Origin of the sequence: Stutzerimonas chloritidismutans, assembly GCF_038562055.1 — a bacterium.
GTDB lineage: Bacteria > Pseudomonadota > Gammaproteobacteria > Pseudomonadales > Pseudomonadaceae > Stutzerimonas > Stutzerimonas chloritidismutans_A.
Genome location: NZ_JBCFXD010000014.1, coordinates 1 through 19190 on the forward strand (window position 1 = coordinate 1; position 19190 = coordinate 19190).

The following is a 19190-nucleotide window of genomic DNA, read 5'->3' on the forward strand; positions in this document are numbered from 1 at the left end:
AGAGGTTTCGCCAAAGGCCTGCGCCGGAGAAGGTGCGCATTATAGGCACTCAGAAAACCACGTCAACGATTGTTTTATTTTTTAGCTGTCAGCTTGCTCGCTGAGCCAGCGTCTACATATAGAAGTGTGCGAGGAGGTCTTTTAGTCGTGTCGCACGAGGCTGCACGGCTGCACGGCTGCACGGCTGCACGGCTGCACGGTGACTACTACGTGCAGCCAAGGTTCCGAGCAACAGCAGCCAAAAGAAGTTAACTACTACTCATATTTGAAGCTCGCTGGCGCCTTGAGGTGTTATCGCACAGCTAGTTGGAAACCACTTCACAGTCACTGCGAGATGCCACGCATAGCATGTGCTCCACCAAGGCGTATAGGTCTATACGCAGCAATTACCGCGCATGAAGCGCCCAGCAACGCAGCTTACTGCCTGCCGGAACCAGTTGAGTCATGGAATGACGTTCTCTACCCAGCTGGCAGCTCGTTATGTAGAGCTAGCCAACGCTCCCATAACAGCAGTCTCCTTCGCAGGCGAAGACACTCGCTATACATCCGAGTACGAGGTGCTTGAGCAAGAACTTGGCAAAGCTTCCTCTGTTCACGTCGCAGGGGTTGTAGATTGGGAAGTCATTCGTAATGGCAGCGAGCATCTCTTAGCGACAAGGACTAAAGACCTAAAACTAGCTTCTTGGCTCACCTGGAGCTTGTATCAGCAGGATTCGTTCGTTGGGCTCCATGCCGGTATCGCCATGATCGGCAGCCTGTGCCGAGATCACTGGAACGAAATCCATCCTCTTAAACCACGCACTCGAGCAGCAGCCATTAGCTGGCTGGTACCACGCCTGGAGCAGGTGCTGGCAGATCATGTTCCGATGAGCGAGCAGCTTTCGTTGTTCGAACAGGTTGCAGTTGAACTACGAAACCTTGAGAGCTGCCTTGCTAGCCATCTAGGCACGCACGCCCCTTTGCTTCTGCCTCTCTGCCGACGCCTCGACGAAATGGTTAAGCGTGCCGGCAATGCCCATCCGCACCCGGGGCCCGTCGGCGCAGCCATAGCACAGGTCAAACAAGCCGCTGCTCAGGTCTTTAACTCAACTGCACCAGTCGAGCATGAAAAGGACGCGCACAAAAGCCTGCGTGGCCTGCAAGATCAGGCCCGCCCATTGTGCAGCTGGTGGCTTAAGCAGAAAGCCACCGACCTCAAGCCGCTTCGTCTGGCGCGAACGCTGCTATGGCTGCCGATCGACATCCTGCCGGAGCGTAACGCAGAGCAGATTACTGCCCTACGCGGCGTTCCGGCAGACAAGCTCGCCAGCTATCGCGAACGCTTCTCGCAAGGGCTCTATGCTGACCTGCTAGCAGATCTGGAGACGAGCATAGCGCGGGCTCCGTTCTGGCTCGACGGCCAGCGCCTAGCCTGGGAATGCTTGAGCGAGCTCGACGCAGAACAGGCGATGCGGGAGGTTGAGATCCAGCTCGCGCTATTCCTGCAACGGATGCCGGGCCTAGACGAACTGCGCTTTCATGATGGCACCCCTTTCGCCGACGCCGAAACCCGCGCCTGGATCAGCGCTCGGGTGATGCCGCACGTACAGCCTGCACAGGCCCCAAGCGAAGCAGTCAATAACCAGGGCGGTGCAACGCCCGCCTGGGAAGAAGCGCTACAAGACGTGCTGCCACACCTGCGCAAAGACGGCCTCAAGAGCGCCGTGCAAAAACTCAAGCAGGGCCTCAACCAGGCCCGCGGCGGACGCGAGCGCTTTTTCTGGCAACTAACGTTGGCCCGCTTGTGCTTCCAGGGCAAAAAATACGACCTGGCCAAGACCCAACTTGAATCCCTCGATCAGACGCTGCAAGCCACAGGCCTCGGCGACTGGGAACCCGATCTCGCCCTCGAGGTGCTGCGTCTGTTGCATAGCTGCTGTGAGCTGCTGCCGCAGAACCACGCCGTGCGTGAAAGCAGAGATGAGATTTACCGCAGGCTGTGCCACCTCGATCTCGAAGTGGTACTCGATTAGGCCCCCGGGCCGTAAACGCAAAGGAGAAGACCCATGGCCAAAGAAGGCTCGGTAGCCCCAAAAGAACGCATCAATGTCACCTTTAAGCCCTCTACCGGCGGCGCTCAGGAAGAGCTGGAGCTGCCACTGAAATTGATGGTGCTCGGCGACTTCACCCAGCGCCCTGACGATCGCAAGATCGAAGACCGCAAGCCGATCGCAATCGACAAGAACAGCTTCGACGAAGTCCTGGCCAAGCAGGAGTTGAACCTCACCTTCTCGGTGCCAAACCGCCTGCAAGATGAGCCCACCGACGAAGAGCTCGCCGTGCAGCTGAACATCAATTCGATGAAGGACTTCAACCCGGCCAACCTGGTCGAGCAGGTTCCGGAACTGAAGAAGCTGATGGAGCTGCGCGACGCGCTGGTCGCACTCAAAGGCCCGCTGGGTAACGCCCCGGCCTTCCGCAAAGCGATCGAATGCGTGCTGGCCGATGACGTCTCGCGCGACCGCGTACTCGGTGAGCTGGGCCTCGCCGCGAAAGAACAACTGGACGCCTGAATCTCCCGACAAGGAAAGCCAACACAATGAGCACCAATGCAGCAGCCGTCGAAAGCGGCAAAAACCTAGCCGAGCTAGGCATCCTCGACCGCATCATCGCCGAAACCAAACTGACCCCCGATGACGAGGCTTATGACATCGCCAAGCGCGGAGTGTCGGCCTTCATCGAAGAGCTGCTTAAGCCACAGAACGAACACGAGCCAGTCAAAAAGGCCATGGTCGACCGCATGATCGCGGAAATCGACGCCAAGCTCAGCCGTCAGATGGACGAGATACTGCACCACCAGCAATTCCAGGCGTTGGAATCCTCCTGGCGCGGCCTCAAGCTGCTGGTCGATCGCACCAACTTTCGCGAGAACATCAAGCTAGAAGTGCTCAATGCGTCCAAGCAAGACCTGCTCGACGACTTCGAGGACAGCCCGGAAGTAGTCCAGTCCGGCCTGTACAAGCACATCTACACTGCTGAGTACGGCCAGTTTGGCGGCCAGCCGGTCGGCGCGCTTATCGCCAACTACTTCTTTGATCCGAGCGCACCTGACATCAAGACCATGCAGTACGTCGCGTCGGTTGCCAGCATGTCTCATGCGCCTTTCATCGCCGCGGCCGGCCCGAAGTTCTTCGGCCTGGAAAGCTTCACGGGTCTGCCGGACCTCAAGGACCTGAAGGATCACTTCGAAGGCCCGCAGTTCGCCAAATGGCAAAGCTTCCGCGAGCAGGAAGACGCCCGGTACGTCGGCCTGACCGTTCCACGCTTCCTGCTGCGGAATCCTTACGACCCGGAGGACAACCCAGTCAAGTCCTTTGTCTACAAAGAAAACGTAGCTAACAGCCACGAGCATTACCTGTGGGGTAACACCGCCTACACCTTCGCCAGCCGTTTGACCGACAGCTTCGCCAAGTTCCGCTGGTGCCCGAACATCATCGGCCCACAGAGCGGCGGCGCGGTCGAGGACCTTCCCCTGCACCATTTTGAAAGCATGGGCGAGATCGAAACCAAGATCCCAACTGAAGTCCTCGTCTCCGACCGTCGTGAATACGAATTGGCCGATGAAGGCTTCATCGCCCTGACCATGCGCAAGGGCAGTGATAACGCTGCGTTCTTCTCGGCTAACTCCACGCAGAAGCCGAAGTTCTTCGGCAACAGCGAAGAAGGCAAGAACGCTGAGCTCAACTACAAGCTCGGCACACAGCTGCCTTACCTGTTCATCGTTAACCGCCTGGCGCACTACCTCAAAGTGCTGCAGCGCGAGCAGATCGGCGCCTGGAAAGAGCGCACCGACCTGGAGCTGGAGCTGAACAAGTGGATCCGCCAGTACGTGGCCGACCAGGAGAACCCCAGTTCCGAAGTCCGTAGCCGTCGTCCGCTGCGCGCCGCGCAAGTCGTCGTCAGTGATGTCGACGGTGAGCCGGGCTGGTACCGCGTCAGCCTGAACGTGCGCCCGCACTTCAAGTACATGGGTGCCGATTTCACCCTGTCGCTGGTTGGCAAGCTGGACAAGGAATAAGCATCCATGTCCTACGGCAGCCTTTTCGAACGCCTCGGCGGTGACGCCGACAAGCGCGCCGGCTGGAGTCGCGAAGTCGCGGCAATGGCTTCGGTGGCTGCCCACCTGGCCAAAATGCTCAGCACCCGAGCGGGCAGCGTGCAAACGTTGCCCGACTACGGGTTGCCCGATTTGAACAATATGCGCCTGTCGTTGCACGACTCGTTGCAACAGGCGCGCATCGCCATCGAACGCTTCATCGAGGCGTACGAACCGCGCTTGAGCCAGGTCCGGGTGATATCCCTGCCCCGCGACCACGACCCTCTGAGCCTGTCTTTCGCCATCGAAGGCCTGCTGGAAATCGACGGATTCAAGCGTCACGTGAGTTTCTCCGCGAGCCTGGATGGCAGCGGACAAGTGAAAGTCCACTAAGGAGAGCCTGATGTCTGGTAAACCCGCAGCCCGCCTGGGCGACCCCACCGATTGCCCGAAAAAGGGCCACGGAACCAACCCGATCGCAGCCGGCTCTCCTGACGTGCTATTCGACGGCATGCCTGCCGCCCGTATGGGCGACCCGACGTCCTGCGGCAGCGCGTTGGCCAGTGCAGTCATCCCTACAGTGCTGATTAACGGCAAGCCGGCTACAACGATAGGTACGACGGGTTATCACGGCAATCCGGTGATCGCCGGATCCGGCACCATTGTGATTGGCGGTTGACCATGCGTCTTACAGAGATGGCCGGCTGATGTCCTTCAACCACTACTACCAGAGCGAACTCACCGCCCTGCGCCAGCTCGGCAAGCGCTTCTCCGAACGCAGCCCGGCGTTGGCGCCGTTTCTGGGACAAGCAGGGCGTGACCCGGATGTCGAGCGGCTGCTAGAAGGCTTTGCCTTTCTGACGGGCCGGCTGCGGCAGAAGCTCGATGACGAACTGCCTGAGCTGACCCACTCGTTGATGCATCTGCTGTGGCCAAACTACATGCGTCCGCTGCCGGCTTTCAGCATGTTGCAGTTCGACCCGGTCAAACGCCCAGGGCCAGCACTCATGGTGCCGCGCAACACACCGGTCGAGTCCAAGCCGATCCAGGGCGTGACCTGCCGTTTTCGCACTGCTTACGCCACCGAAGTGTTGCCGTTGGCGCTCGACGGGCTGGATTATTCGGTCAAGGGCGGCGGCGCGCTGCTCAGTCTTCGCCTGCAGATGACGGCCGACGGTCATCTCGGCGAATTGAACCTCAAGCAGCTGCGCCTTCATCTTGCTGGCGAGCGCTACATCAGCCAGATGCTCTATCTGAGCCTGCTTCGCAATGTGGCTGGCGTACAGCTTGTCGCGCTGAATGCGAGTGGTAAACCGCTCAGTGACAGTTTCGGCGTTGCGCTGCCCGCACTCCATATCGATCCGACAAAGCTACAACCGGTGGGTTTTGCCGAAGACCAGGCGCTTATCCCCTACCCGCTCAATACTTTCAGGGGTTATCGCTACCTGCAGGAATATTTCGCCTTTCAGGAAAAATTCCTGTTCGTCGACCTGCAGGGTCTCGATGTTCTCAAGCGCCTGCCGCAAGAAGTGCTGGAGCAGGCCCGAGGCTTCGAGCTGCGCTTCGACATCCACAAGGCAGGCGTGCAACGCATCCGCCCGACGTTGGATAACGTGCGCTTGTACTGCACACCGGTGGTCAACCTGTTCGAACACGACGCCATCCCGATTCGCCTCGACGGCAAGCGGGACCAGTATCTGCTCCTGCCATCCGAGCTCGACAGCAGCCACTGCGGTGTATTCTCGGTTGACCGTGTCACCGGCTGGAAGCCCGGCGGGATGGGCTATGAAGAATACGTGCCGTTCGAGTCCTTCGAGCACGATCCGAGTTTCGACGTCCCCGTGGCGCGCCCACACTACAGTGTGCGCCAGCAGCCCTCGATGCTGACCGACGGCCTGGAGACCTACCTCAGCTTCGGCCTGCGCAACCTGGACCAGCACGAGACACTCTCTATCGAGCTGACCTGTACCAATCAGAACCTGCCGCGCCAGCTGCGTCTAGGCGACATCTGCATGCCCAGCGAAGACACGCCGGAATTCCTGACGTTTCGCAACATCAGTGCGGTGACGCCGAGCTATGCGCCGCCGTTGCATCGCGACTACCTCTGGAAGTTGATCAGCAACATGTCGCTGAACTACCTGTCGCTGGCTAACGTCGAGGCGCTCAAGGTCATCCTCGAAACGTATGACCTGCCGCGCTACTACGACCAGCACGCCGAGAAGGTCAGCAAGCGCCTGCTTGGTGGGCTCAAGCAGATCGGGCACCAGCACGTTGATCGGCTGCACCGCGGCCTGCCGGTGCGCGGTGTGCGTACCGAGCTGGTGATGGACCCCGAGGGCTATCTGGGCGAGGGAGATCTATTCCTCTTCGCCTCGATACTCAATGAATTCTTTGCACTGTATGCCAGCCTCAACTCGTATCACGAGCTGCGCGTCAGGAGCACACAGGGAGAGGTGTACCAATGGACGCCGCGCATGGGGCAGCAGCCCCTGCTTTAAACCGGATCAGCCGGGGCATCCGCGAGTACAGCCTGTTTCAGGGTGTGCTTCTGGTGATGGACCGCCTGAAAGCCGCACATCCGGAGCTGGACGACGAGGCACTCTATGAGCACCTCGAATTCCAAGCCAACCCGAGCCTGGGTTTTCCCGGCAGCGACGTCGATCGCGTCGAGTTTTTTCAGGAGCACGGCGAGCTGCGTGCACGGCTGCGCATCAACCTGGTCAGCCTGTTCGGCGCCGGCTCACCCCTACCGGCGTTCTACGGCGAACAGGCATTGGGCGACAACACCGACGGAAACCCGACCCGCGAGTTTCTTGACCTGTTTAACAACCGCCTGCAGCGCCTGATGCTGCCGATCTGGCAGAAGTACCGCTACCGCGCGCGCTTCACCAGCGGTGCGCGTGATCCATTGTCCGAGCAGCTGTTCGCACTGATCGGACTGGGCGGTGAACAGATTCGCGCCGCCTCCGAACTCAACTGGAAGCGCCTGCTGCCTTATTTGGGCCTGCTCAGCCTGCGCGCGCACTCGGCAGCATTGATCGAGTCGGTTCTGCGCTATTACTTCAAGCATGCCGACCTTCGCATCGAGCAATGTCTGGAGCGCCAGGTCGAGATTCTCGCCGAGCAACAGAACCGTCTCGGGCGTGCCAACAGCCGACTGGGCGAAAGCCTCGTGCTGGGCGAGCGGGTTCGCGATCGCGGCGGCAAGTTTCGTATCCACATCCGCCAGCTGAGCTGGGACCGCTTCCACGAATTCTTGCCTGTGGGCGGCGGCTACCAGCCCCTCTGCGCGTTGGTGCGCTTCACCCTGCGCGCCCCCCTCGACTACGACATACGCCTGGAACTGCGCCGCGACGAAATCCGCGAAATGCGCATCGGCGCCGAAAACCCCTGCCGCCTCGGCTGGACAAGCTGGCTTGGCAGCGAACGCGCCGACGGCCTGGTCACCCTGGGCAGCCAGACTCATTAAGGACGATGAAATGATGAATGTAGATCTCCAACAACTGGTCCAGGCACTCGATGCCGAGAGCAAGCGTGATCTGGAAGCAGCCGCCGAGCGCTGCGTCGTGCGTGGCGGCAGCAAAATTCTCGTCGAAGACCTGCTGTTCCAACTGCTGGAACGCGCCGAAGGTTTGCTGTTACGCGCGCTGCAGGACGCCGATGTCGACGCAGGCGCGCTCTCCCAAGCGTTGCAACCGCGTGGCGAACACAGTGAATCGCGCAACCCGGTGTTTTCGGCGGAACTGGTGCAGTGGCTGCAGGACGCTCTTTTGATCGGGAACCTTGAACTCGGCCAGAGCCAGATCGACCAAGCCGCGCTAATCCTGGCACTGCTGCGCAACCCGATACGTTATGCCGGCAGCCACTACCAACCGCTACTGTCGCGCCTGAACGTCGAACGGCTGCGCGAGTTCGCCTTGGCTCAGCAACCACAGGCGACCGCAGGCAGAGCGGCGCCAGTGAGCGAGTCTAACCTGTCGCGTTTCACCCACAATTTCACCCAGCAAGCCCGCGACGGCAAACTCGACCCGGTGCTGTGCCGCGAGGCAGCGATCCGCCAGATGATCGACATCCTCGCACGCCGTCGTAAGAGTAATCCGATCGTGGTGGGCGAAGCCGGGGTCGGCAAGACAGCCATCGTAGAAGGGCTGGCGCTGCGCATGGCCAATGGTGAAGTGCCGGAAGCGCTCAAGGGCGTCGAACTGCTCTGCCTGGATCTTGGCTTGCTGCAGGCCGGCGCGAGCGTGAAAGGCGAGTTCGAACGGCGCCTGCAAGGCGTGATCGACGAAGTGAAGGCGTCGCCCAAGCCCATCATCCTGTTCATCGACGAAGCCCACACCCTGATCGGCGCGGGCGGTCAGGCCGGCAGTGGCGACGCCGCCAATCTACTCAAACCCGCTCTGGCCCGAGGCGAGTTGCGTACCATCGCCGCCACCACCTGGAGCGAATACAAAAAGTATTTCGAGAAGGACCCGGCCCTCGCACGCCGTTTCCAGCCCGTGCAGCTGCACGAGCCGACTGTGGATGAAGCCGTGACCATCCTGCGCGGCCTCGCCCCGGTGTATGAGAAAAGTCATGGCATCTACCTGCGCGACGACGCCGTCGTGGCTGCGGCAGAGCTATCGGCTCGCTACCTCGCTGGACGTCAGTTGCCAGACAAGGCGGTGGACGTACTCGACACCGCTTGCGCCCGAGTACGCATCAGCCTGGCCGCCGCACCGGAAGCGCTGGAGCGCTTGCGCGGCGAGATCGCGGAAGGTGAACGCCAGGGGCTCGCGCTGCGTAGGGACCTCGATGCAGGCCTGCAGATCGACACCGGCATTCTGGACAGCCTGGAAACACGCCTGGCGGCAGCCCGCGCTGAACTCGAACAGTTGGAAACCCGCTGGGGCGTACAGCGCTCGCTAGCCGAGCGGCTATTGGATCTGCGCAAGCAATGCGCGACTGCTCGGACATCGCCCGAGTGGGTATCCGATGACGAAACCCATCCTGATCTCAAACAACTTGAAGCCGAGCTAAGGGACCTTCAGGTCGAACTCGCCAGCGCCCAAGCCGCCGAGCGGCTGGTGAGTTTCGAGGTCTGCCCGCGCCTGGTGGCTGAGGTCATCAGCCACTGGACTGGCGTACCGCTCTCTCAGTTGGCGCGCGAACACAACAGCAAGGTGCTCAGTTTTGCGAGCGATCTGCGCCAGCGAGTGCGCGGCCAGAAACAAGCCATCGAAGCGCTGGACCGCTCGATGCGCGCCACGGCTGCTGGCCTGAACAAGCCCGATGCGCCGGTCGGCATCTTTCTGCTGGTCGGCCCAAGTGGCGTAGGCAAGACCGAAACCGCACTGGCATTGGCCGACCTGCTCTACGGCGGCGAGCGTTTCCTCACCACAATCAACATGTCCGAATTTCAGGAAAAACACAGCGTTTCCCGCCTGATCGGCGCGCCGCCGGGTTATGTCGGTTACGGTGAAGGCGGCATGCTCACCGAGGCCGTTCGCCAGAAGCCCTACTCAGTCGTGCTGCTTGATGAAGTCGAAAAAGCCGACCCGGACGTAATGAACGTCTTCTACCAGATCTTCGACAAGGGCGTGGCCAACGACGGTGAAGGACGGGAGATCAACTTCCGCAACACCCTGATTCTGATGACCAGCAACCTCGCCAGCGATCGTATCGCCGATCTTTGCCAAGGCGGCCAGCGACCAGAGACGGAAGACCTGGAGCTGGCGATTCGACCTGCACTGACCCAGCACTTCAAACCGGCCCTACTAGCCCGCATGCGGGTGGTGCCCTATTACCCAATTCAGGGTGACGTGCTCAACGAACTGGTGGCGCTCAAACTGTCGCGCTTCGGTGATCGCCTAACGCGGCGCCAGCTGCAGTTCAGTCACTGCGAAGGGCTGGTCGGGCACCTGGCTGAGCGTTGCACTCACAGTGACAGCGGTGCGCGCCTGATCGATCACCTGATCGATCAGCACCTGCAGCCACTGGTCGTCGATCGGCTGCTCGACGCCATGGCGAGTGGTCAAGCATTGCAACGTGTGCATGCAACCCTCGACGACAAAGGGACGGTGGTTTGTGAGTTCGCTTAAGGTCCCGCCTATGCTGACTGAGCATTCCGCGCCTGCGATTGCGCTACTGGATCGCTTAGCCGAGCTGGCCTGGACGACGGATACAAGCGGCTGGTTGAACGGACTGGTACAAACGGCGGCGCGGCTGGCTAGCTGTCCGCTCGCTCAGCTCTACCTGCTGGATGCGACCCACACACGTTTGACCCTGTCGGCCGAGTGGTTCGAAGGCTCGCGGCGGCAAGAAACCGCAAGCCTGCCCAGCGACTACAGAGACGAACAATTGCTGCAGTACTGTCTCAGCCAGAATCGTCAGCTGAGCATCGTCCCGCTGGACGTCAACCTGCACGAAACCGGTTTTCTTCCTGAATCTTCGCGCCCTTGGCGCAGCCTGCTCTGCTTGCCGCTGGAGAATGCAGAAGGTCATGTCGTCGGGCTGATGGTGGCTGCCAGTACCGCCACTCAAGACCTCACCGCTGCAGCCGCAACCTTGACCAACCTCGGCCGTTTTGCCCTCGGCCAGGCCCATCTGCTCAATAGACTACTCGGCGCGGCCCAACCTGCACCTCGCGAGATCATCCCGACGCGCCCATGCACCAGCGGGTACGGGCTGATTGGTGAGAGCCCGCGCATGCGTGCGGTTTACGGGCTGATCGGCAAAGTCCTGCACAATCCGGTCAGTGTTCTGCTGACGGGTGAAACAGGTACCGGTAAAGAACTGGTGGCCCGCGCTATCCATGATTGCGGCTCGCGGCGCAGCCAAAACTTCATCGTGCAGAACTGCGCGGCCTTGCCCGAACATCTGCTCGAGAGCGAGCTGTTCGGTTATCGAAAAGGTGCCTTTACCGGTGCCGAACGCGACCATGAAGGCCTGTTCGACGCTGCCGACGGCGGCACTTTGTTCCTTGATGAAATCGGCGACATGCCGCTGACCCTACAAGCCAAGCTGCTGCGCGTCCTGCAGGAAGGCGAGGTCCGACCGCTTGGCAGCACGCGCACCCATAAAGTGGACGTCCGCATCGTCGCCGCAACTCATCAGGACCTGCACAAGCGTGTCGAGGAGGGTCGCTTTCGTGAAGATCTTTACTACCGCCTGTCCATCTTCCCGATCGAATTGCCGCCGCTTCGGGACCGCCATCAGGACGTCCTTCGTCTAGCCCGTCACTTCGCCGACAACGCCTGCGGTTTTCTGCAGCGCGATACCGTGCGCTGGTCGGACGCGGCGCTTGAGCAACTGGCCGATTATGCGTTTCCTGGCAACGTGCGTGAGCTCAAGGGGCTGGTCGAACGCGCCGTACTCCTGTGCGATGGTGGCGAATTATTACCGGAACATTTCAGCCTGCGCACCGTGGACAACGACCTGGACAGCACATTGGATTTGCGCGCGCGGCTCGAGCGGGTCGAGCGCAACCTGCTGATTGATTGCTTGCGCAAGAACGGCGGCAACCAGAGTCAAGCCGCGCGAGAACTAGGGCTGCCGCGCCGCACTCTGCTCTATCGCATGGATCGCCTGGGTGTAAATGCCAGCAACCTTTGAGTTCAAGGAGATGAGCATGAGCGGCAATCGATACGGTGCTGTTAACAATTGACTTGGTGAGCATCGCAAACGCTCCGACTGATAACCGATAGCCTCGCCCCTGGACCTGAAAGGCTTCATGGAAGCGCTCCGAACAAGGATTTCACATGTTCAACCCGGCCAACGACACCCATTTCAGCCTCGCCATCGAAGGCATTGAACACGACCTGCAGGTTCTAGAATTCAAAGGTCGCGAGGCGCTTTCGCAGCCCTTCACCTTCGAGCTAGAACTGGTTAGCGAGCGTCCTGATCTCGACTTGGAGCGTCTGCTGCATCAACCAGCTTTTTTAGCACTCTCACCGGCCGGCCACGGCATCCATGGTTTGATCTACCGGGTCGCCCAGGGCGATTCCGGTAAACGTCTGACGCGCTATCAGATAACCCTGCGGCCGCAGCTGGCCTACTTGGCTCATCGCACCAACCAGCGCATCTTCCAGCACCTCACGGTCGAGAAGATCATCGCCCAGGTGCTCGAGGGGCACGGCATCCAGGCCAACGCCTTTCGCTTCGGGCTCGGTTCGGTGTACCCCGAGCGCGACTATTGCGTGCAGTATGACGAGACCGACCTGCACTTCATCCAGCGCCTGTGTGAAGAAGAAGGCATTCACTACCACTTCCAGCACAGCGCCGACGGCCATGTGCTTGTGTTTGGTGACGACCAGACGGTATTCCCGAAGCTTGGGCCGGTTGTTTATCAGCAGGATTCAGGTCTGGTCGCTGACACGCCAGTTATAAAGCGTTTCGCGCTGCGCATGGAAACCCGCACCAGCCGCGTTACCCGCCGCGACTACGACTTTGAGAAACCGCGCCTGATTATGGAAGGTGCCTTCCAGAGCGAATTCCAACCGGACCTGGAAGATTACGACTACCCCGGCCGCTTCTCCGAACGCACTCGCGGCAAGCACCTGTCGCAACGCGCGCTGGAGCGTCACCGCAGCGACTACGAGCTCGCCGACGGCGAGAGCGACCAACCGCAGCTGATCACTGGCCACTTCCTCGCCATGAGCGAGCACCCGCGCAGCGACTGTAACCAGCTTTGGCTACTCAATGAAATCCTCCACGAAGGCAAACAGCCGCAAGTATTGGAGGAGTCGGTAACGAGCGACAGCCGGTCGCATGACGATTTCACTCAGGGCTACCGCAACCATTTCACCGCCACCCCCTGGGATATCCCCCACCGCCCGGCGCTGAAGCATCCCAAGCCCAAGGTCCTAGGTAGCCAGACCGCAGTCGTCACAGGCCCTGCCGGTGAAGAAATCCACTGCGACGAATACGGTCGTGTGAAAGTCCAGTTCCACTGGGATCGCGAAGGCCAAGCCGACGACAAGACCAGTTGCTGGCTGCGCGTTTCCTCTAGCTGGGCGGGCGACCGCTACGGCAGCATCGCCATTCCCCGCGTTGGCATGGAAGTGCTGGTGACCTTCCTCGAAGGCGATCCTGACCAGCCCCTAGTCACTGGCTGCCTGTACCACAAGGAACATGTCGTCCCCTACGACCTGCCCGCCAACAAGACCCGCAGCGTATTTAAAACGCTGAGCTCACCTGGCGGTGGAGGCTACAACGAACTCCGCATCGAAGACCGCAAAGGCGCCGAGCAGATCTACGTCCACGCCCAGCGCGACTGGGACGAGAACATCGAACACGACCAGAAGATCCGCGTCGGGCACGAACGCCACGACATCGTCGAGGCCAACAGCTACAGCGAATTCAAAGCCGAGGAACATCGCACCACCCACGCCGATCGTAAGACCGAAATCCGCGCCAACGACCACCTTACCGTGGGCAACACCCAACACGTGAAGATCGGTACCGGGCAGTTCGTCGAGGCAGGTAACGAGATCCACTATTACGCCGGAAGCAAAGTCGTCATCGGCGCCGGCATGGAACTCACCGCCACAGGCGGCGGCAGCTTCCTCAAACTCGACCCGAGCGGCGTGACGCTGAACGGCGCGACCATCAAGATGAACTCAGGCGGATCGCCCGGTAAGGGCAGCGGCATAAGCATCCTCGCGCCCCTGATTCCGTGGGCCGCCAACCAGGACAAAGCCGGTGCCAAGCCCAAGCTCGCGCTGGCCAATACGCAACTGCAACTGGCGCGCAAGGCCAGGCAGATCGGCGCCAGCCGCTGCCCAATATGCGAAGCATGCAGGGAAGGAATGTGTGAGATTGGAGCGGGTCGATGAACGATAGCGTCGACCACTGGCTCAGCGAGCAACAAGCCCAGAACCGACAATTGCTGCTCGTCATCGATAGCCTGGCAGAGCCCGCTCCGCTGCCTCGTCTTTTCTCAGCGGACTTGGTGCACAGCTACGCTAATCTCTATCAAGGCACCGAGGTCGCCGAGATGGCCAGCGTGGGCCCCTGGCTGATAGTGCTGAACGAGCTGAACCTCACGCAGCTAGCGTCGCTCACCGACGCACCGGAGCAAAGTTGGGGCTGGCTCGCCAGCGTCGAACATGCAGACCTCGCGGCGCTCACGCAACACTGGCAAGCCCGCATCTTCTCCGACGAGCAGGGGCAACGGTCGCTCTATCGGTTCCAGGACAACCGAATAGTCGCGCGTCACCTCGCTGAACTTGACGCCTCTCAACGCCCTCTGCTGCTTGGTCCGCTGACCAGCGCGCTCTGCTGGGATGATCACAACTGGCAATGGTTCGATAACGAGCAACCAGGCGAGTATCCCGAACCCTTCGAAAAACCGTGGTTGTCTATCCCAGAACCCGAGCACGTAAGGCGCGCTGTCACACACCACAATCTTGAGTTGTGGCTATGGGAGAGCCACACGCATGCGACCACCAAGCTCGCAGAGACTCGAGTGCTGAGCGAATGGCTGGACCGTCAACTCGACAAAGCGAAGGAATGGCACTGGCACAGCGAGCCGCAACTGCAATTCCTGCTGCGCTACCAGCTCGAGCCCGCACTGGCAGAGCATCCAGCCTGGTTGCCGGCTGACCAGGAAACACCAGAAGCCCACTATTCACGAGTCAGTTCAGTGCTGACTTCAAGCCTTTCTGCACGGGATTGATCAGATGACGTCTCACACCTTTTCTCGAAGCCGCTTCCTGCCCATTCACGCATGGTCTGCACTGTTCGGCCTTCTGCTCAGCGGCTGCAGCACACTAGGTTCGGTCGGCGCGGATACCTTTACTTTGAAGGGCGAGCTACCGGCTGACTTCGCACTGAAAGCCCAAGCGCATTACGGCGGGTCCAAGGAATGCAGTGAACGCGGCCACGTGAAGGGTTTCAAGAAGGATTACGAAAAGGTGCCGCATGGGTACGAGTTCGAGATTCCAGTTAGTTATCGCGACGGACTTTGTGAACTGCAACTGACCAGGGTAGGGCTTTTTATTCATGCGCAGTACGGCGAGCAGGATTGGCAACATAGCTACGATAACGGCGGGTTAGTGGTTGTTGAAGAACTTCCGCCGAATGCCATACCTCATCAAGCAGACGGAGAATTAGCTATAACAGCTAAATGCTCTTGGCTATTTCAAATAAGTAAAGCCCAATCACGCCGCGGAGAAATCAGCAAGATCCTTAACTGCACGGGCGCTGGCGCATTTCTTCCACGCACAGCATTGGCAAGCAAAACTGTGCAGATCCAGTTCGAGCAAAGCGGTGACGATCGTCCTTACCATCGTGATTACTGGCTAAAAACAGAATCTGGATGGAAGCCATGTACAGGCCGCTGGGGGACAAGATTTGAGGAGTTCTGTACAAGTCCGCCGCAGTTTCGCACTTTCACAATGGATGGCGGCACATGCACGGTCTATCCAAACTGCACGGAGTGGCTAACGGATGAGTAACTCAATCTCGCAGACCCTGCTCCAATGTCCGAGTCGCTTGGCAAGGGTAAGCTTTCGTTTAGTAGACTAGCATGGAAGCGGCAAGCCCTACGCTGGGCTGGCTTACCAAATTACAGATAGCCATGGGCTTGATTACTCCGCGACACTAGATGAAGACGGCTGGGCACAGGTGGATAATGTCCACGGGGGACCCTTGGTTGTATCTTTTCCGAACGATTATGACGGCAGCGACCCGTTGTATAGGGGATTACTCACTAGGGAAAAATTCCCAATTTGTATTTCAGCTCTTCAAGTTGCAGCCGAACAATCACCCGCTGGCCCTCGGCGCGCTGACGGGAAGACCTATCTCGCGCAGAACGCGCTTCGAAGGAGGATGCTTATTTCTTAAGGGCCGAAGTAGGAGATTTCGTAAGGAGCAAGGGCCACCTACCGTCGCCAGACAAAGGGTGGACGACGCCGTCCACTCTAATACTGAACGCAGGCTCAGCAGCAGCCAAAACGGGTGTTGCGCTTGGCTGTAATAGGCACCATGTCATCGAGATAAAGGCATTACGCGCCTATAGTCCACTGCTTTCCCGAGGCGCTGATTTTTGCGCGCTGAACGCCTATCACCTGGCGGTCATGAGCGCTTTTGTCTATGCGCCTTTCAGTACAGCTACCAAGCCTTACTCTTCAGCACCGCCGCCCTATTCAGCGCTTGGCAACATCGGATACGTCCTTCAGAACCAGCTAGGGCGCCGGATTCGACCAACGCAGTTCAACACCGCTTCCCCCTATCATCTGCTCTGTGAAGAAGTGCCTTATTCAAAGCGTCTCGAAATCATGCCCTACGATCCGGCGCGCTACGAAAGGGAAGCACAAGAGGGCTGGCGAAATCCTGAGGACGTGCACTTTCTGCACGACACGGATAACGAAACAGATACTAATACCCAAGCTTTTATAACTCATAACGACAAGATCGTATTGATATCCGTCCGCGGCACGCAGGAATTTGTGGCCGACGCCAGTCGAGACGCAGATGCGCGTCAGGTGCTGTACGCAGAAGGTGAAGGCCAGGCGCACCGCGGCTTTTACGAAGCCTTTCAAGCAACTAAACCATTCGTCGAGCGCTACCTCAATGCCTTTTATACTGGCGAGCAAACACTCGTGGTCTGTGGCCATAGCCTCGGCGGCGCGATCGCCCTGCTATTGGCGGAATGGTTGCGCAGAGAATGGTCGAGCGATATCCAGCTCTATACCTTCGGGGCCCCACGCGCAGCCGATGCGGCCTTCGTCAAAGCGGCCCAGCCCCTTACACATCACCGCATCGTCAACCACAACGATCCGGTGCCCGCGCTTCCACTGCCTTGGATGGATGCCGAATGGAAGCTGGCGCTTCCCGGAGCAGCTCTGGTGTATAGCTCACCGGCTATCGGCATTGCGTTGTTACTGGCAGGGATCGTCAACCTTCAAGGCGATTCCTACGAGCATCACGGGGAGCAATGGCATTTTATGCCGCGCAAGCCTGGAGGTGGGAGCGAAGCCTCAGTGCTATGGCAACCAGGTTGTGCGCTGGTAGACGAGCAAAGCTGTGCACGCTACGTCGGGGAAATCGGGCTGGATGGTGATATGCCGAACCGCCTCGCGCTCGCGGCTACGCACCATCTGAGTGACCGCGGCTATGCACGCGCAGCGCTTACTAACCTGCTGCGCTGGAATACCAGCGTCGAAGAGCGCAACGGAAAGTTGTTCACCGAAGCTGAAACCCGTGACATCTATGCCCAGCTGCTAAGCACCGCCCAGCTACTGGGAAGCTGGCAAGCGCGCTCATTCAATGAGTTCCGCTGGGAAATCAGGCGCAGGGGTGAGATGCGTTTCTACGGCAAAAGCGATCTGGAACTACGAGCCATCTATGCCGATGCAATCGAACAAGGGGAACGCGTTCGAGCTGAACAGAGTCCGGCGCTCACTCGAACTCAACAACGTTTGCTAGCGCAGGCGGAGCGCTTGGTGACGCCACGCAGCGTGTTTGGCGAATACGCAGAACGAGTCGATCTTGCGGAGTTGGTCGCGCAATGGCGCGCCATCAACGATAACCAGGTCGCAGAGCGGCTTGCTGCAGTGACCCAAGAAAGCGATCGAACCTTCGCCTAGCAGTTTCGTTAGGTCTGACGAGGGCTGAAGCATTTATAGCGACAGCTCTCGTTTCAGCCCCAACCCCGCCTCGTTTCGTGACCCCGTTCACCCACCTAGCCAACCGGGTGAACTTCAATACTCAGCCTGAGTCTCGCTGCACCGCTTCTCGGTCAGCCGGATCGTCTGCCCACACGCTTTCAAGGAGGAAATCGCGTGCTAGCCCGCTATTGCGCCCTCGCTCTATTCGCCGCATCCCTCGCCCTCGCCGGTTGCTCTGGCAACTACAAGTTCAACGATGACGAATATCGCCCTTTGGGTGATCCGCAGGCGCCTGCCCGCAGCAACTGATCCACCAGGAGAAAGGAACCATGGAACTGGTTTTCGATATCGTCAGTGCACAGCAATTTGTGCCAGGGCTGATCAGCAGTAAGACCTTCAAGCAGGCCGGCGGCATCATCGGCCGCGCCGAGGATTGTGACTGGGTAATCCCGGACCGTAAGCGGGTATTGTCCAGCCGACACGCCGAAGTCAGCTACCGCGACGGGGCGTTCTTCCTCACCGACACCAGCAGCAACGGTATTCAGCTCAAGGACACAGGCGCCAGCCTGGACAAAGGCCGGGCGCAGCGAATCGAACACGGAAGCGTGTATTGCCTGGGCGACTTTGAAATCCGGGCTCGTCTGATCCAGGACCCGGCCTCCTTCGAAGGCGATATCGGCCGACCGCAGCCCGCCGGCAGCATCATTCCAAACGACGCATTTCTCGACCTCGACCCGTTGACCGCACTGGATCAACAAGAACATGCCTACGCCAAAACCGACGATCTGACTGCGGTGCTTGCGCCACCAAGGGTACAAGCCCAGCAGCGCGATTATGCGCAGATCGATGAAGAGAACTTGCAGGTTCCCGAACTGGTGATGCCAGCACCAGCCACACAGCCAAGGGCCTCGCTCGAACCTGAACGCCTGCCGCCTGACTTCTGGACACGCTTCAGCACGGCGCTAGGGATCGATCTATCGGATATGGATGAAGCGGCACGGCAAGCCTTGGCACTGAAAGCCGCGGGCCTGCTCAAGCAAAGCGTTGGCGGTTTGCAGCAGGCGCTACGCACCCGGGGCGAGCTGAAGAATGAGATGCGTCTGTCGCTGACCACGGTTCAGAGTGCTGGCAACAACCCGCTCAAGCACAGCATCGACAGCGGGGAAGCACTGAACCTGCTGCTGCGAGGAGAAAAGTCGGGGCAGCTGCCGGCCGAACAGGCGATGGGGCGCGCTTACCGCGATCTTCAGGCGCACCAGGTGGCCATGCTGGCCGCCAGTCGCGCCGCGATCAAAGGCATCCTTGAGCAGCTTTCACCGGATCAGCTGGCGCTGCGCTTCGAGCGCGATCACAAGCCGCTTGTTGCCACTTCCGGTAGTCGCTGGCGTGCGTTCAAGCGGCTGCATGCTGCGATGCAGCGCGACGAGGATTGGAGCGAGCGGTTGTTCGCTCGTGACTTCGCCCAGGCTTACGAGGAGCAGGCGCGCCTGATCGCCACGCTCAATACCGACCTTCAAGGATGA

Annotated in this window: 14 protein-coding genes and 1 pseudogene; all 15 read left to right on the top strand. The window is 59.7% G+C overall.

Annotated features, from left to right (window positions below; genetic code table 11):
* The first annotated feature begins 449 nt into the window (after positions 1–449).
* The 15 genes and pseudogenes from tssA to tagH all read left to right on the top strand — a co-directional run bounded on the left by tssA (position 450) and on the right by tagH (position 19190).
* The gene (gene tssA / locus AAGW23_RS18085; RefSeq protein WP_342407717.1) at positions 450–2012 is read left to right on the top strand and encodes a type VI secretion system protein TssA; all 1563 of its coding nucleotides are present in this window, start codon (positions 450–452) and stop codon (positions 2010–2012) included.
* 33 nt (positions 2013–2045) lie between these two features.
* Complete coding sequence (gene tssB, locus AAGW23_RS18090) at positions 2046–2552, top strand: type VI secretion system contractile sheath small subunit (protein ID WP_342407718.1); 507 nt, start codon at positions 2046–2048, stop codon at positions 2550–2552.
* A gap of 26 nt (positions 2553–2578) precedes the next feature.
* Complete coding sequence (gene tssC / locus AAGW23_RS18095; protein ID WP_200640668.1) at positions 2579–4057, top strand: type VI secretion system contractile sheath large subunit; 1479 nt, start codon at positions 2579–2581, stop codon at positions 4055–4057.
* A 6-nt stretch (positions 4058–4063) separates the two neighbouring features.
* Positions 4064–4468, top strand: coding sequence for a type VI secretion system baseplate subunit TssE (gene tssE, locus AAGW23_RS18100; protein WP_342407719.1), 405 nt, complete (start codon positions 4064–4066; stop codon positions 4466–4468).
* A gap of 10 nt (positions 4469–4478) precedes the next feature.
* Positions 4479–4748 (top strand): annotated as a pseudogene (locus AAGW23_RS18105) (PAAR domain-containing protein); the annotation flags it as partial.
* Positions 4749–4782: 34 nt separating this feature from the next.
* Positions 4783–6573 (top strand): type VI secretion system baseplate subunit TssF, encoded by a 1791-nt coding sequence (gene tssF / locus AAGW23_RS18110; RefSeq protein WP_342407720.1) that lies wholly within the window; start codon positions 4783–4785, stop codon positions 6571–6573.
* Entirely contained in the window at positions 6537–7544 is a 1008-nt protein-coding gene (gene tssG, locus AAGW23_RS18115) for a type VI secretion system baseplate subunit TssG (RefSeq protein WP_342407721.1), read from the top strand. The genes tssF and tssG overlap by 37 nt, the downstream gene beginning before the upstream one ends.
* Before the next feature lie 10 nt (positions 7545–7554).
* Positions 7555–10155 (top strand): type VI secretion system ATPase TssH, encoded by a 2601-nt coding sequence (gene tssH, locus AAGW23_RS18120; RefSeq protein WP_342407722.1) that lies wholly within the window; start codon positions 7555–7557, stop codon positions 10153–10155.
* Between the two features lie 10 nt (positions 10156–10165).
* A complete protein-coding gene (locus tag AAGW23_RS18125) occupies positions 10166–11668 on the top strand; it encodes a sigma-54 interaction domain-containing protein (protein ID WP_342407723.1) in 1503 nt (500 codons plus the stop codon).
* 146 nt (positions 11669–11814) lie between these two features.
* Positions 11815–13890: a type VI secretion system tip protein VgrG gene (locus tag AAGW23_RS18130; RefSeq protein ID WP_342407724.1), complete on the top strand. Its 2076-nt coding sequence runs from the start codon at positions 11815–11817 to the stop codon at positions 13888–13890.
* Entirely contained in the window at positions 13887–14732 is an 846-nt protein-coding gene (locus AAGW23_RS18135) for a DUF4123 domain-containing protein (protein WP_342407725.1), read from the top strand. Before AAGW23_RS18130 ends, AAGW23_RS18135 begins: the two co-directional genes overlap by 4 nt.
* Before the next feature lie 4 nt (positions 14733–14736).
* Positions 14737–15513, top strand: coding sequence for a hypothetical protein (locus AAGW23_RS18140; protein ID WP_342407726.1), 777 nt, complete (start codon positions 14737–14739; stop codon positions 15511–15513).
* Between the two features lie 621 nt (positions 15514–16134).
* Positions 16135–17646 carry a lipase family protein gene (locus AAGW23_RS18145; protein WP_342407727.1) on the top strand — a complete coding sequence of 504 codons (1512 nt, stop codon included), beginning with the start codon at positions 16135–16137 and terminating at the stop codon, positions 17644–17646.
* A gap of 195 nt (positions 17647–17841) precedes the next feature.
* Entirely contained in the window at positions 17842–17976 is a 135-nt protein-coding gene (locus AAGW23_RS18150; RefSeq protein ID WP_342407728.1) for a type VI secretion protein, read from the top strand.
* Between the two features lie 20 nt (positions 17977–17996).
* On the top strand, positions 17997–19190 hold the full coding sequence (gene tagH / locus AAGW23_RS18155; protein WP_342407729.1) for a type VI secretion system-associated FHA domain protein TagH: 1194 nt from the start codon (positions 17997–17999) through the stop codon (positions 19188–19190).